This is a genomic window from Caulobacter sp. SSI4214, assembly GCF_012184455.1.
GTDB classification, from domain to species: Bacteria; Pseudomonadota; Alphaproteobacteria; order Caulobacterales; family Caulobacteraceae; genus Caulobacter; species Caulobacter vibrioides_E.
Genome location: NZ_SZWJ01000003.1, coordinates 72,745 through 85,836 on the forward strand (window position 1 = coordinate 72,745; position 13,092 = coordinate 85,836).

Here is a 13,092-nt window from a genome sequence, read left to right on the forward strand (position 1 = left end):
ACGGTCAGGCCGATATAGGCGCGGGACGGACCAGCGCCAGCCTGGCCCGAACGCGCGAGAGGGCGGTAAGGATCAGGGCGACGCCGGCGAAGGCCGCGCTCATCGCCAGGATGTTCAGCATCACCGCCGGATAGCCGTGCTTGGCGGCGTTCATGAACGGGTACGGATACCAGCCCGATAGCGCGCCGTGCAGCTCGGTCCAGGCGGCGAATAGCGCCGGGAAGGGAAGCGCCTTCGCCGCCGCGATCCAGCGCGCCTCGCCCTCGCCGCCGCGCGCGGCCAAATCGATCAGATAGGCCAGGGGCGTGACGGTGTGCAGGATGGTGTCGGCGACAAGGTCCAGGCCCTTGGGACTCCACTCGCTGGCCAGGATCAGGTGGTAGACCAGGGCCGTGATCGTCAGATAGGTGGCGATCGCGACGCGCGGGCCGGCGCGTTCGGCCCAGGCGGCGAAGCGCCCCAAGGATGTGTCGCCCGAAGCGATCAAAGGCGCGACCAGAGCGGCGGCGGCCAGCAGGTTCGACAGGTTCGTGAAGTAGCTGAAATAGCGCACGGTCTTGATCGCGCCCGTGGCCAGGGTCTGATCATGCGTCATCAGCCAGTATTGCAGCGCCGGCCCCAGACAGGCGACAACGGCGATCGCGATACGCCAAACCTTCATGCTTGCTCCCCGTGCGCCTCGTCCCAGGCCTTAAGCACCTTTTTGGGCGCGGTGGCGCGCCATTGGCGCAGGACCAGACGCCGTACCGTGCCCGGATGGGCCGCCGCAAGCCGAACCAGCACGATCGGATAGTTCCGATAGTGGTCGGTGAAATGGAAGATGTTGGGCTCGGCCTCAACCAGCATGTCACGCTCGTCGAACGGCACGCCGAGACAGACCAGACTCTCGCCGTCCTCGTGAGGCCGAACCAGGATCTTGCCGTGCGCCTTCAAGCACGGACGACCATACGCCGTTGAGTCCTCGACCCCAGGCAGGCGCAAGGCGAAGGCGCGGACGTCTTCATAGGTCATGGGCAAGCTCCGGATAGCCTGACTATATGAGGGGAATGGATTTCGAGAACACCCTGAAGACGCCGGTGCTGGTGCTGGGCGCGACCAGTCTGATCGGCGGCCATCTGCTGGCGCGGCTGAAGAGCGAGGGGCTGGACCCGGTCGCGATCAGCCGCCGGCCGCCGTCGAACGACGCCTGCTGGCTGGATGGCGACCTCAAGGATCCAGACCTGGCCGATCGCCTGCCGGCGGCGGCCACGGTGTTCTCGTTGTCGCCGATCTGGCTTCTGCCGTCGGCCCTGCCGGCCTTGAAGGCGCGAGGCCTGAGCCGGCTGATCGCCTTTTCCTCGACCAGCCGTTTCACCAAGACCGACTCGCCCGACGCCGGCGAGCGGGCGGTGGCGGCGGACCTGGCGCGGGCCGAAGCCGCCGTGGAGGCCTGGTGCGCGGCCCATGACGTGGCCTGGACCATCCTGCGGCCGACCCTGATCTATGACGAGGGACGCGACGGGAACGTCAGTCGCATCGCCCGCCTGGCGCGGCGCTTTCACGTGATGCCGTTGTCGGGGGCGGGCGAGGGCCTGCGCCAGCCGGTCCACGCCGAGGACCTGGCCGCCGGCGCCCTGGCCGCGGCCCACGCGCCGGCGACGCGAAACCGGGCCTACGACCTGGTCGGCGGGGAAACGGTGACCTATCGCGTGATGGTCGACCGGATCTTCGAGGGCCTCGGCCAGCGACCGCGCAGCCTGCCCATGCCGACCTGGCTTTTCGCCCTGGTGATGCGGCTGGCCAGGCCCTTCTATCCAGGCGCGACCACGGCCATGGGGACGCGGATGGGCCAGGATCTGACGTTCGATTCGTCGGCGGCCGCGCGGGATTTCGGCTGGGCGCCGAGGGCGTTCCACCCGCGCTTTTGAGCGGATACGAAAACGCCCCCGATCCGGGAGGATCGAGGGCGCTTCGAAGTCACGGGAAGAAGTCTGGGATCAGGCCGCTTCGACGGCGTGCTCGGCCAGGATGGTCAGGCCGTCGGGACCGACGTCCGCGAAGCCGCCCTGGATGTCGAACACCTTGGTCGTCGCGCCGTCCTTCACGGTCACCTTGCCTTCGCGCAGGGTGGTCATGAACGGGGCGTGGCCGGCCAGGACGCCGAAATCGCCTTCCGAGCCGGGGGCCTGGACCAGGTCCACGTCGCCGGAGAACAGTTCCCGTTCGGGCGCGACCAGGGAGAAGTGCAGCTTGGCCATCAGTTGAAAGTCTCCTCGACGCCGCCCAGGGCGGCCTCGATATCCTCGTCGGTCTGGATCTCGGTTCCGCAGAAGGGGCAGAATCGGATGGTGGCCAGCACCACGCCCGTTTCGCCCTCTTCCTCGCGTTCGCCGAGGTTCAGCAGGATCAGGCCGCTATCGTGCTCGATGAGGCCGGCGTTGGCGTCCGGAGACACCGCTTCCGCCAGCTCTTCGCAGCAGAAATTGGCCAGGTCCGTGTCTTCGGTCATCAGGCTTCGGCCGCCATCTTTTCGGCCTTGGCCACGGCTTCCTCGATGGCGCCGACCATGTAGAAGGCGCCTTCCGGCAGGTGGTCGTATTCGCCGTCGACGATGCCCTTGAACGAGCGGATGGTGTCCTTCAGCTGGACGAAGGCGCCCGGGGTGTTGGTGAACTGCTCGGCGACGTGGAACGGCTGGCTCAGGAAGCGCGAGATCTTACGCGCGCGGGCCACGATCAGCTTGTCCTCTTCCGACAGCTCGTCCATGCCCAGGATGGCGATGATGTCCTTCAGGGCCTTGTACTGCTGCAGGACTTCCTGGACGCGGCGGGCGACCGTGTAGTGCTCTTCGCCGATGACCAGCGGGTCCATGATCCGCGAGGTCGAGTCCAGCGGGTCCACGGCCGGGAAGATGGCCTGGGCCGCGATGTCGCGCGACAGAACGGTGGTGGCGTCCAAGTGGGCGAACGAAGTGGCCGGGGCCGGGTCGGTCAAGTCGTCGGCGGGCACGTAGATAGCCTGCACCGAGGTGATCGAGCCCTTGTTCGTCGAGGTGATGCGCTCCTGCAGGTTGCCCATCTCGGTGGCCAGGGTGGGCTGATAGCCCACGGCCGAGGGGATGCGGCCCAGCAGAGCCGACACTTCGGCGCCGGCTTGGGTGAAGCGGAAGATGTTGTCGACGAACAGCAGCACGTCCTTGCCTTCCTCGTCGCGGAAGTATTCCGCGATCGAGAGGCCCGTCAGGGCGACGCGGGCGCGGGCGCCCGGCGGTTCGTTCATCTGGCCGTAGACCAGGGCGCAGCGCGAACCTTCGGTCGAGCCGTTGTTGGCCTTCGGGTCGACGTTGACGTTCGACTCGATCATCTCGTGATAGAGGTCGTTGCCTTCGCGGGTGCGCTCACCCACGCCGGCCAGAACCGAGTAACCGCCGTAAGCCTTGGCGATGTTGTTGATCAGTTCCTGCATCGTCACGGTCTTGCCGACGCCGGCGCCGCCGAACAGGCCGATCTTGCCGCCCTTGGTGTAGGGGCACATCAGGTCGATGACCTTGATGCCGGTGACCAGGACTTCGGCCGTGTTGGTCTGCTCGGCGAAGGTCGGGGCGTCGCGGTGGATCGGGCGCGACAGGGTCGACTGGATCGGGCCCTGCTCGTCGATCGGCTCGCCGATGACGTTCATGATGCGGCCCAGGGTGCCCGGACCGACCGGAACGCGGATCGGTTCGCCGGTGTCGCGCACGGCCTGGCCGCGAACGAGGCCTTCGGTGGCGTCCATGGCGATGGCGCGGACGGTGTTCTGGCCCAGGTGCTGGGCGACTTCGAACACCAGGCGCTGGCCGGTGGCGGTGTTGATGGTCTCGACGGCGTTCAGGATCGCCGGCAGAGCGCCGTCGAACTCGATGTCGACGACGGCGCCGATGATCTGGACGAGGCGGCCGGTGGCGCCGTCCAGGTTCACGGCGCCATTGGCCGGAGCCGAAGCGGCGGCGGCCTTCGGGGCGGCCGGCTTCCGGGCGGCGGGCGCCTTGGTCGCGGCGGCCTTGGGGGCGGCGGCGGCCTTCGGAGCGGCCGGCTTCTTGGCGGCGGCGGTCGCCGGCTTCTCAGCGGGGGTCTTGGCCATGGGGTTGCGGTCTTTCGGTCTCTGCGTGCTTGTGTCGTTAGGCTAGATCAGACGGCTTCGGCGCCGGAGATGATCTCGATCAGCTCCTTGGTGATCTGGGCCTGGCGGGAACGATTGTACTCGAGGGTGTAGCGCTTGATCATGTCGCCGGCGTTGCGCGTGGCGTTGTCCATGGCGGTCATCTGGCTGGCGTAGAAGCCGGCCATGTTGTCCAGCAGGGCCGACAGGATCTGAACCGTCAGGTTGCGCGGCAGCAGGGTCTCGAGAATGGCCTCTTCCGAGGGCTCGTACTCATAGACCGCCGTCGGGCCCGAAGCGGCTTCGACGCCGTCCACGGTCGCCGGGATCAGCTGCAGGGCCGTGGGGACCTGCGAGACCACCGACTTGAAGCGGCTGTAGAACAGGGTGACGATGTCGGCTTCGCCCGCCTCGTAGATGCGGGTGACGACGTCGGCGATCGGCTGGGCCACCGACAGCGTCAGCTGGCGGTTGGCCGACAGGTCGAAGGTCTCGACGATCTTGCCGGCGTAGGGACGGGCGAGCTGCGCCGTCACCTTCTTGCCGACGCAGATCACCTGCACCTGCTTGCCCTGAGCGATCAGCCCGTCGATGTGCTGGCGCGCGGCGCGGACGATCGACGAGGTGAAGCCGCCCGCCAGGCCGCGATCGGCCGCGGCGACCACCACCAGGTGGCGGTCGTCGCGGCCGGTGCCGGCCAGAAGCTTCGGGGCGCCGTCGCCGGACACGCCGGCGGCGAGATTGGCGATGACGCTGGCCAGACGCCGAGCGTAGGGACGAGCGGCTTCCGCCGCGTCCTGGCTCCGGCGCAGCTTGGCCGCCGCCACCATCTGCATCGCTTTCGTGATCTTTTGCGTCGCTTTGACGCTCGAGATCCGATTGCGCATTTCCTTCAAGCTGGCCATTCGGCGCTACTCTCTCCGAGCGGTTCCGAGGGCTTAGGCGAAGGTCGACGAGAAGCTGTCGAGCGCGCTCTTCAGCGTGTTCTCCAGGTCCTTGTCGAGGGCCTTCTTGGTGCGGATGCCTTCCAGCAGGTCGGCGTGCTGGCTGTGCAGGCGGGCCAGGAACTCGCTCTCGAAGCGGCGCACCGCCGAGGTCGGGATCTTGTCCAGATAGCCGCGGGTGCCGGCGTAGATCACGCAGACCTGCTCTTCGACCGACTGCGGCGCGTATTGCGGTTGCTTCAGGAGCTCGGTCAGGCGTTCGCCGCGGGCCAGCATCTTCTGGGTCGAGGCGTCCAGGTCCGAGCCGAACTTCGCGAAGGCGGCCATTTCACGATACTGGGCCAGCTCGCCCTTAATCGGGCCGGCGACCTGCTTCATGGCCTTGATCTGGGCCGACGAGCCGACGCGCGACACCGAGATGCCGACGTTCACGGCCGGGCGGATGCCTTGGTAGAACAGGTCGGTTTCCAGGAAGATCTGGCCGTCGGTGATCGAGATCACGTTGGTCGGGATGTAGGCCGACACGTCGTTGGCCTGGGTTTCGATGATCGGCAGAGCCGTCAGCGAGCCCGAACCGTTGTCCTCGTTCAGCTTCGCGGCGCGTTCCAGCAGACGCGAGTGCAGGTAGAACACGTCGCCCGGATAGGCTTCGCGGCCCGGCGGGCGGCGCAGCAGCAGCGACATTTGACGGTAGGCGACGGCTTGCTTCGACAGATCGTCATAGATGATCAGGCCGTGCAGGCCGTTGTCGCGGAACCACTCGCCCATGGCGCAGCCCGAGAACGGGGCCAGGTATTGCAGCGGGGCCGGCTCCGAGGCCGAGGCCACGACGACGGTCGTGTATTCCAGGGCGCCGTGCTCTTCCAGGGTCTTGACGATCTGGGCGACGGTCGAGCGCTTCTGGCCGATGGCGACGTAGACGCAGTAGAGCTTGGCGCTCTCGTCCTTGCCGGCGTTCACGGCCTTCTGGTTCAGGATGGTGTCGATGGCGACGGCGGTCTTGCCGGTCTGACGGTCACCGATGATCAGCTCGCGCTGGCCGCGGCCGACCGGGATCAGGGTGTCGATCGACTTCAGGCCGGTTTGCACAGGCTCGTGCACCGACTTCCGCGGAATGATGCCCGGAGCCTTCACGTCGACGCGGCGACGCTCGGTGTATTGGATCGGGCCCTTGCCGTCGATCGGCTCGCCCAGCGGGTTGACGACGCGGCCCAGCAGGCCGCGGCCGACCGGCACGTCCACGATCTCGCCGAGGCGACGGACTTCGTCGCCTTCCTTGATTTCCTGGTCCTGGCCGAAGATCACGGCGCCGACGTTGTCGCGCTCGAGGTTCAGGGCCATGCCCTTCACGCCGGCCTTCGGGAACTCCAGCATTTCGCCGGCTTGGACGTTGTCCAGGCCGTAGATGCGGGCGATGCCGTCACCGACGGACAGCACCTGGCCGACGTCCGAGACGGCGGCCTCTTCGCCGAAGTTGGCGATCTGCGACTTGAGGATGGCCGAAATTTCGGCGGCGCGGATGTCCATGGTTGTCTGGGCTCTCTGCGATCTAATTTTTTAAGGCGCGCTTATACGCTCAGGCGCGCTTCAGGGCGAATTTCAGGGAATCGAGCTTCGAACGGAGCGAAGCGTCGAAGAGACGCGAACCGACGCGCACCTTCAGGCCGCCCAGAAGGGACGGATCGACGCGCGTGGAAACTTCCGGGGTCTTGCCCAGGGCCTGGGCCAGGGCGGCTTGCACGCCCTTAAGCTGGACGGACGACAGCGGGGCGGCCGAGACGACCTCGGCCGTCACGACGCCGCGGTGCTTGGCCGAGAGCTCGACGAAGGCCGAGATCGCGCCCAGCAGGTCGGCCGTGCGGCCGTTGGCGGCGACGAGGCCCAGGAACTTGGTGGTCAGCATGTCGAAGCCGGCCTTCACGGCCACCGCGACCAGGCCCTTGCCCTTGTCCTCGGCGGAGAAAGCCGGCGAGTCGATCAGGCGGCGCAGGTCGGCGCTGTCGGCGATCATCGCCTTCAGGCTCTTAAGGTCGGCCTCGACCTTGGCCAGATTGCCGTTCTCGATCGTCAGTTCGAAGAGGGACTGCGCATAGCGCTGACCCGCATCCGTCGCCTTGGTTTCGTCCGCCACTTGGTATCCGCCCGGTGCGTTGCAAATCGCCGCGAACAAGAAGTTTAACCCTCATCGCGGCTTAAAGGCTTGAGCGCGCTTGGAAAAAGCACATGGACGGCGGGCGCGACAGCGCCGCCCCGTCCGAAGCCGCGCGCCTGATAACACGGGCCTTTCGCGGTCGCAACCAAGCGGACCGTGTTCAGTCTCCGGACCGACGGAACACCGCGGAGGCCGAAGCGGCCAGCGCGCCGTCCGCGCGGCGCAGCTCGCCCTGGGCGAAGACGAGGCTTCGGGTGGCCCGCTCGACCCACGCCTTGGACGAAAGCGTCTGGCTTTCGGCCTCGCCGGCATAGTCGATTGTCATCGACGCCAGGGCCGTTCCGTCGCCCGCGGCCTTGCGCAGCACGGATTCCAATTGGGCGGAAAGGCTTGAGTCCATGGCCATGACCTAGTCCCTGACGCGGAAAAGAAAAGGGGCGACGGACGAATCCGCCGCCCCGTTGAGGCGAATGCTCGAGGAAACAGCCAGACGGGACCCCGAAAGCGGCGATCCCAAACGCGTCTGGTAACTCAGGTAAAGCGATACGTGTTCCTACTTAGCCGAGGCCACGGCGGAGGCGCCCTTGGCCGAGGCGTTGCAGCGGGTCAGATCGTCGGCGTCGAGCGACTTGGTTTCGCCGCCGAAGGCCGAGATGTGGCCCACTTCCTTGGCGAGCGCCTTGCAGGCGACCGCGGTGAGAGCCCGCGAGGGGGCTTGGGTCGAGACGCACTCGGCGCCCTCGCAGACGAAAACGGCGCCGCCGGCGACGACCTTGGTCTTGGCGGCGAGGGGTTGGTCCAGGGCGGCGGCGATACGGCCATCGGCCAGGGCGGCGCCGGCGAACAGCGCGGTGGACAGGGCGGCGACGGCCGCCAGGGAACGGAGCTTCATCTTAAAGCCCTCCAGCGTTGGGTTGGGGAAGTTGCGGTCAGATCGTTGATCGGTGAAACGCGGTACTGGCCGCCCGGACCTCGACAACCCATCGGGAGCATCCCATCTGGACGGTCGGCCCCGGTATCCCCACCGGTGCTTCGGATCCGAACTAAGCATCGCTTAGATATCAGTGATCAGAAATTGCGCAAGCTCAATTTCGCATGCGCATCGTTTTTTCGGGAAACGGAGTTCGCGCGCCAGGCGCGACGAGGTTCGCGCGGAAATGGCGAGCGTTTCGGCTGGCGAGCGCGACGGGCGCTCCGTCTAAAGCCCCAGGATCTGGTCGATCCGGCTCTCGGCCTTGGCGTGGATGGCGCGTTCCTCGACCATGCCCTCGGCCCGGACATAGCGCCCATTCTTGCCGACGCGGCGCTGGATGCCGTCGGCGGTCAGCATCATCTCGGCCTTCTTGGGGTCGGTGAGCGCGCCCAGCATGGCCGCGACCACGGCGCCGATCGTCGCCGCGGCGACGGGGCCGATCATGCCGATGATATCGTCGCCGAAGATCTGGCGCAGGCGCAGCACCAGCACCTCACGGTTGGGCTGGTGGGTCATGACGCCGATAGCCCACTGGACCGCGCCTTCCACGGCGATGGCCAGCAGGACGGGCCAGAGCACGCCCATGGCGCGCGGCCGGACGAGCAATCCGAGCGCGGCGCCAATGATCGCGAAGGCCGCCATGGTGATCATGACGAGAACCATAGACCCCCGGGCGTCAAGGAGGGGTTAAGGTCAAGGTCCGCGCCGTGTTCCCAAGGGGCACGATTGGCCGCGTCCTTTCGCCGCGTTTTACTGCCCCCAGAGACATAAAGATGAGCGTTAGGGAGGCTTGACCATGGACTTCCACCTGCCGCCGGAGCTTTCGGCCTATCTGGCCGAGCTCGACGCCTTCATCGAGAGGGAGATCGCGCCCCTGCAGGCGCGCGACGACAACGACCGCTTCTTCGACCACCGCCGCGAATGGGCGAGGACCGACTGGGACATGGGCGGCCTGCCTCGCCATGAATGGGAGGAATTGCTGGGCAAGGCCCGCAAGCTGGCCGATCAGGCGGGCCATTATCGCTACGCCCTGCCCAAGGACTATGGCGGCCAGGGCGGCACGAACCTCGGCATGGCGGTGATCCGCGAGCATTTGGCCAGCAAGGGCCTGGGCCTGTTCAACGATCTGCAGAACGAGCACTCGATCGTCGGCAACAACCCGTTCGTGCTGATGATCCGCGACTTCGGCCGGCCCGACCAGCAGCATCTAATCGGCGACATGCTGGACCGGGGCGCCTTTCGACCGACCTTCGGCCTGACCGAGCCCGATCACGGCTCGGACGCCACCCACATGGAGACCCGCGCCGTCCGCGAGGAACACCACGGCGAGGCCGGCTGGCGGATCAACGGCGAGAAGATGTGGACCACGGGTATGCACGCGGCCACGCACTGTTGCCTGTTCGCTCGGACCTCCGGCGAGGACGGCGACGCCCGGGGGATCACCGCCTTCCTGGTTCCGGCCCACGCGCCCGGCGTCAAGATCGAGGAGTATCTCTGGACCTTCAACATGCCGACCGACCACCCCCGGGTCAGCTTCACCGACGTCTGGGTTCCGGAGTCGGCGATGTTCGGCCCAGAAGGCGGCGGCCTGGCCCTGGCCCAGCATTTCGTGCACGAAAACCGCATCCGCCAGGCGGCCTCCAGCCTGGGCGCGGCGGTCTACTGCATCGAGGAGTCCATCAAGTACGCCCGCGCGCGCAAGCCGTTCGGCAAGGCCCTGGCCGAGAACCAGGCCATCCAGTTCCCGATCGTCGAGCTGTCGACCCAGGCCGAGATGCTGCGCCTGCTGATCCGCAAGACCGCCTGGGAGATGGACCAGATGACCAAGCCGGAGGTCGAGAAGCGGCTCTCCGATAAGGTCTCGATGTGTAACTACTGGGCCAACCGCCTGTGCTGCGAGGCCGCCGACCGGGCCATGCAGATCCACGGCGGCATCGGCTATTCCCGCCACAAGCCGTTCGAGCACATCTACCGCCATCACCGCCGTTACCGGATCACCGAGGGATCGGAGGAGATCCAGATGCGCAAGGTGGCCGCCTGGCTGTTCGGCTATATGGGGCCGCGAAAAAAGGCCTTCGCCGAGATGGACAAGGTTTAATCCGCCCCCCTCTGACGTGTATCAAGGGACGCGCTATCTAACGGCGATACGCGAGCATACATGTTCGCGATCTAGGTTGACGAGCCCGCTGGTCCGTTCCGTCCGGAGCGGGGCGGGCTCCTTGGAGGGCTCATGAACCGTCTCGTCCGTAACGCCGCGCGTGTCGCCCTGATCGTCGCCGTCCCGGCGACGCTGGCCGGTTGCGGGATCAACACCATTCCGACCCAGGACGAGGCGACCAAGACCGCCTGGGCCGAGGTGCAGAACCAGTACCAGCGTCGTAACGACCTGATCCCCAACCTGGTGGCGACGGTGAAGGGCTACGCGGCGCAGGAAAAAGAGGTGCTGACCGCCGTCACCGAGGCGCGCGCCAGCGCCACCTCCATCAAGGTCGACGCCTCGACGATCACCGACCCGGCCCAGTTCCAGAAGTTCGCGGCCGCGCAGGACAAGCTCGGCGGCACGCTGAGCCGGCTGATGGTCGCGCAGGAGCGCTATCCGGAACTGAAGTCGAACCAGAACTTCCTGGCCCTGCAGAGCCAGCTGGAAGGCACCGAGAACCGCATCGCCATCGCGCGCCGCGACTACAACCTGACCGCCCAGACCTACAACACCACCCTGCGCACCTTCCCCAGCGTGCTGTGGGCCAAGACGCTCTATAGCGGCCAAAAGCCCGCCCAGCTGTTCCAGGCTACCGCCGCGGCGCAGAGCGCGCCGACCGTGGACTTCTCCAGCCCGCCGACGGCGACCCCGCCGAAGGTTCAGTAGCGTGAGGTTCAGTCGTGCTCTCCTCCCCCTCACGGGGGAGGGGGACCGCCGAACGGCGGTGGAGGGGCGCCCCTTCGCATCGCGGGCGCGAGCCTGGCTGTTGGCGCTCGTCGCCCTCTTCGTCGCCTTGCCGGCCCTGGCCGCCCCGACCTTCCCGCCGCTGACGGGCCGGGTGGTCGATGACGCCCACGTGCTGTCGCCGCAGGTCCAGCGGCAGCTGACCGACAAGCTGGAGACGCTGGAGGCCTCGACCGGCCGTCAGCTGGTGGTGGCCACCGTGTCCAGCCTGCAGGGCTACCCGATCGAGGACTACGGCTATCAGCTGGGCCGGACCTGGGGTATCGGCCAGAAGGGCAAGAACGACGGCGTCATCCTGCTGGTGGCGCCGACCGAGCGGAAGGTGCGGATCGAGGTCGGCTACGGCCTGGAGCCGATCCTGACCGACGCGCTGTCCAGCGTGATCATCCAGAGCCAGATCCTGCCGAAGTTCCGCGACGGAGACCTCTCGGGCGGCGTCGTCGACGGGACCAACGCGCTGGTCGAGCAGCTGAGCTTGCCCGAGGACCAGGCCAAGGCCCGCGTCCAGCAGGCCGCCCAGCCCGAGCAACACAAGGCGCGCGGCTCGCCGATCGCCGGCTTTCTGGTTTTCCTGGTCATCGTCTTCGTGCTGTCCAGCCTGTTCCGGGGCGGGCGCGGCGGCGGCTTCGGCTCGGCCTTGCCGTGGATCATCCTGAGCGCGCTGAGCAGCGGCGGTCGGGGCGGACGCGACGATGGCTGGGGCGGTGGCGGCGGTGGCGGAGGCTTCTCCGGCGGCGGCGGATCGTTCGGCGGCGGCGGCAGTTCGGGGAGCTGGTAGGATGAAGACCATGACGCCGTCCGACCTCGACCGCATCGCGGAGGCCGTGGCCTCGGCCGAGAAGACCACCGCCGGCGAGATCGTCTGCGTGCTGGCGCCGGAGGTCTCGGACTATCGCGAGACCCCGCTGGCCTGGGCGGCGATCGCGGCCCTGGTGCTGCCGGCCGGCGCGCTGTTCGCCGGCTTGCGGCCCGAGCTGCCGGCCCGCCTGTTCGGCGGATGGACCATCGGCCACCACGCGGCCCTCGACGCGGCGATCCTGTCGGCGCTGTCGACCTATATCGCGGTCCAGGCCGTGGTCTTCGTGCTGGCGGCCCTAGTCGTGTCGATCCCGCCCGTCCGCCGCGCCCTGACGCCCGGCGCGCTGAAGGCCGCCCGCGTGCGCCGCGCGGCCATGGAGCAGTTCCTGGCGCGCGGCCTGCACCTGACCAGAGGCCGCACCGGAGTCCTGATCTTCGCGGCCCTGGCCGAACGTCGGGTCGAGGTGATCGCGGACGAGGGCGTCTATCAGGCCGCGCCGAACACCGTCTGGGACGAGGTCGTCGCCGATCTGGTCGCCGGCCTGAAGCGCGACGCCATCGCCGACGGCTTCATCGCCGCCGTCGCCCGCGCCGGCCACATCCTGGCCGCCCACGTCCCGCCGCGCCCCGACGACCGCAACGAACTATCCGACGGGCTGACCATCCTTCCGGGGCGGTGATGCAAGGCTAAGGCGTGACGGCAAAGGACCGGCGCCAGGAGGAGGAACCCCATGAACAGTATCGACCCGAGTCGCGCGCAGTTCGACGCGTTCAAGGCCTTGCCGCGCGATACGCCGATCCAGATGCTGAACCTCGTTCGGCTGAAGGCGCTGGCGGACTATCCCGAGGGCCATCCGAACCACGGCAGGGGGATGAGCGGGCTGGAGGCCTATCGCGAATACGGCCGGACCACGGCGGCGCTGTTCCAGAGCCTGGGCGGTCGCCAAGTGTGGGCCGGACGGCCCGAGGGCGTGGTCACCGGGCCGGCGGACGAGCGCTGGGACCTAGCCTTCATCGCCGAATATCCCAACGCCGGCGCGTTCCTGGCCATGGTCACCAACCCGGACTATCGCGGCTTCGTCCAGCATCGCACGGCGGCGGTCGAGGATTCGCGGCTGATCCGGCTGGCGCCGCTGACGCCGGGCGAGGGCTTCGGCGAGTAGCG

Annotated in this window: 17 protein-coding genes; 6 read left to right on the forward strand and 11 right to left on the reverse strand. The window is 67.7% G+C overall.

The annotated features are described in order from the left end of the window. Positions 1-4 precede the first annotated feature (4 nt). Together FCU40_RS01760 and FCU40_RS01765 are read right to left on the reverse strand one after the other, a co-directional pair. On the reverse strand, positions 5-661 hold the full coding sequence (locus FCU40_RS01760; RefSeq protein WP_168072481.1) for a Pr6Pr family membrane protein: 657 nt from the start codon (positions 659-661) through the stop codon (positions 5-7). Then, the gene (locus FCU40_RS01765) at positions 658-1,017 is read right to left on the reverse strand and encodes an MmcQ/YjbR family DNA-binding protein (protein WP_168072482.1); all 360 of its coding nucleotides are present in this window, start codon (positions 1,015-1,017) and stop codon (positions 658-660) included. Before FCU40_RS01765 ends, FCU40_RS01760 begins: the two co-directional genes overlap by 4 nt. Before the next feature lie 29 nt (positions 1,018-1,046). Between FCU40_RS01765 and FCU40_RS01770 the strand changes: the two genes are divergently transcribed. Next, entirely contained in the window at positions 1,047-1,907 is an 861-nt protein-coding gene (locus tag FCU40_RS01770; RefSeq protein ID WP_035017532.1) for an NAD-dependent epimerase/dehydratase family protein, read from the forward strand. A 69-nt stretch (positions 1,908-1,976) separates the two neighbouring features. Here the strand turns inward: FCU40_RS01770 and FCU40_RS01775 are convergent, their stop codons facing one another. The 9 genes from FCU40_RS01775 to FCU40_RS01815 all read right to left on the reverse strand — a co-directional run bounded on the left by FCU40_RS01775 (position 1,977) and on the right by FCU40_RS01815 (position 8,848). Beyond that, complete coding sequence (locus tag FCU40_RS01775) at positions 1,977-2,237, reverse strand: ATP synthase F1 subunit epsilon (protein ID WP_004621865.1); 261 nt, start codon at positions 2,235-2,237, stop codon at positions 1,977-1,979. Continuing rightward, positions 2,237-2,488, reverse strand: a complete 252-nt coding sequence (locus FCU40_RS01780; protein ID WP_004621863.1) for a hypothetical protein — start codon at positions 2,486-2,488, stop codon at positions 2,237-2,239. Before FCU40_RS01780 ends, FCU40_RS01775 begins: the two co-directional genes overlap by 1 nt. Beyond that, complete coding sequence (atpD, locus tag FCU40_RS01785) at positions 2,488-4,098, reverse strand: F0F1 ATP synthase subunit beta (RefSeq protein ID WP_168072484.1); 1,611 nt, start codon at positions 4,096-4,098, stop codon at positions 2,488-2,490. Before atpD ends, FCU40_RS01780 begins: the two co-directional genes overlap by 1 nt. A gap of 47 nt (positions 4,099-4,145) precedes the next feature. Beyond that, positions 4,146-5,021: a F0F1 ATP synthase subunit gamma gene (locus FCU40_RS01790; RefSeq protein ID WP_004621859.1), complete on the reverse strand. Its 876-nt coding sequence runs from the start codon at positions 5,019-5,021 to the stop codon at positions 4,146-4,148. A 33-nt stretch (positions 5,022-5,054) separates the two neighbouring features. Further along, positions 5,055-6,587 carry a F0F1 ATP synthase subunit alpha gene (atpA, locus tag FCU40_RS01795; protein WP_168072485.1) on the reverse strand — a complete coding sequence of 511 codons (1,533 nt, stop codon included), beginning with the start codon at positions 6,585-6,587 and terminating at the stop codon, positions 5,055-5,057. Between the two features lie 49 nt (positions 6,588-6,636). Continuing rightward, positions 6,637-7,191 (reverse strand): F0F1 ATP synthase subunit delta, encoded by a 555-nt coding sequence (locus tag FCU40_RS01800; protein ID WP_168072487.1) that lies wholly within the window; start codon positions 7,189-7,191, stop codon positions 6,637-6,639. 181 nt (positions 7,192-7,372) lie between these two features. Beyond that, complete coding sequence (locus FCU40_RS01805; RefSeq protein ID WP_004621853.1) at positions 7,373-7,618, reverse strand: acyl-CoA thioesterase domain-containing protein; 246 nt, start codon at positions 7,616-7,618, stop codon at positions 7,373-7,375. Positions 7,619-7,765: 147 nt separating this feature from the next. Further along, positions 7,766-8,104, reverse strand: coding sequence for a hypothetical protein (locus FCU40_RS01810; RefSeq protein WP_004621851.1), 339 nt, complete (start codon positions 8,102-8,104; stop codon positions 7,766-7,768). Positions 8,105-8,410: 306 nt separating this feature from the next. Continuing rightward, on the reverse strand, positions 8,411-8,848 hold the full coding sequence (locus FCU40_RS01815; protein WP_168072489.1) for a hypothetical protein: 438 nt from the start codon (positions 8,846-8,848) through the stop codon (positions 8,411-8,413). Between the two features lie 127 nt (positions 8,849-8,975). Here FCU40_RS01815 and FCU40_RS01820 point away from each other — a divergent pair, with 127 nt between their 5' ends. The 5 genes from FCU40_RS01820 to FCU40_RS01840 all read left to right on the forward strand — a co-directional run bounded on the left by FCU40_RS01820 (position 8,976) and on the right by FCU40_RS01840 (position 13,090). Then, complete coding sequence (locus FCU40_RS01820) at positions 8,976-10,283, forward strand: acyl-CoA dehydrogenase family protein (protein WP_168072490.1); 1,308 nt, start codon at positions 8,976-8,978, stop codon at positions 10,281-10,283. Positions 10,284-10,415: 132 nt separating this feature from the next. Continuing rightward, positions 10,416-11,051, forward strand: coding sequence for a LemA family protein (locus FCU40_RS01825; RefSeq protein ID WP_004621845.1), 636 nt, complete (start codon positions 10,416-10,418; stop codon positions 11,049-11,051). Between the two features lie 58 nt (positions 11,052-11,109). Next, positions 11,110-11,907, forward strand: coding sequence for a YgcG family protein (locus FCU40_RS01830; RefSeq protein ID WP_241693528.1), 798 nt, complete (start codon positions 11,110-11,112; stop codon positions 11,905-11,907). Between the two features lies 1 nt (position 11,908). Next, positions 11,909-12,607: a TPM domain-containing protein gene (locus FCU40_RS01835; RefSeq protein ID WP_168072492.1), complete on the forward strand. Its 699-nt coding sequence runs from the start codon at positions 11,909-11,911 to the stop codon at positions 12,605-12,607. 51 nt (positions 12,608-12,658) lie between these two features. Beyond that, on the forward strand, positions 12,659-13,090 hold the full coding sequence (locus FCU40_RS01840; protein ID WP_168072494.1) for a DUF1330 domain-containing protein: 432 nt from the start codon (positions 12,659-12,661) through the stop codon (positions 13,088-13,090). Positions 13,091-13,092 lie beyond the last annotated feature (2 nt).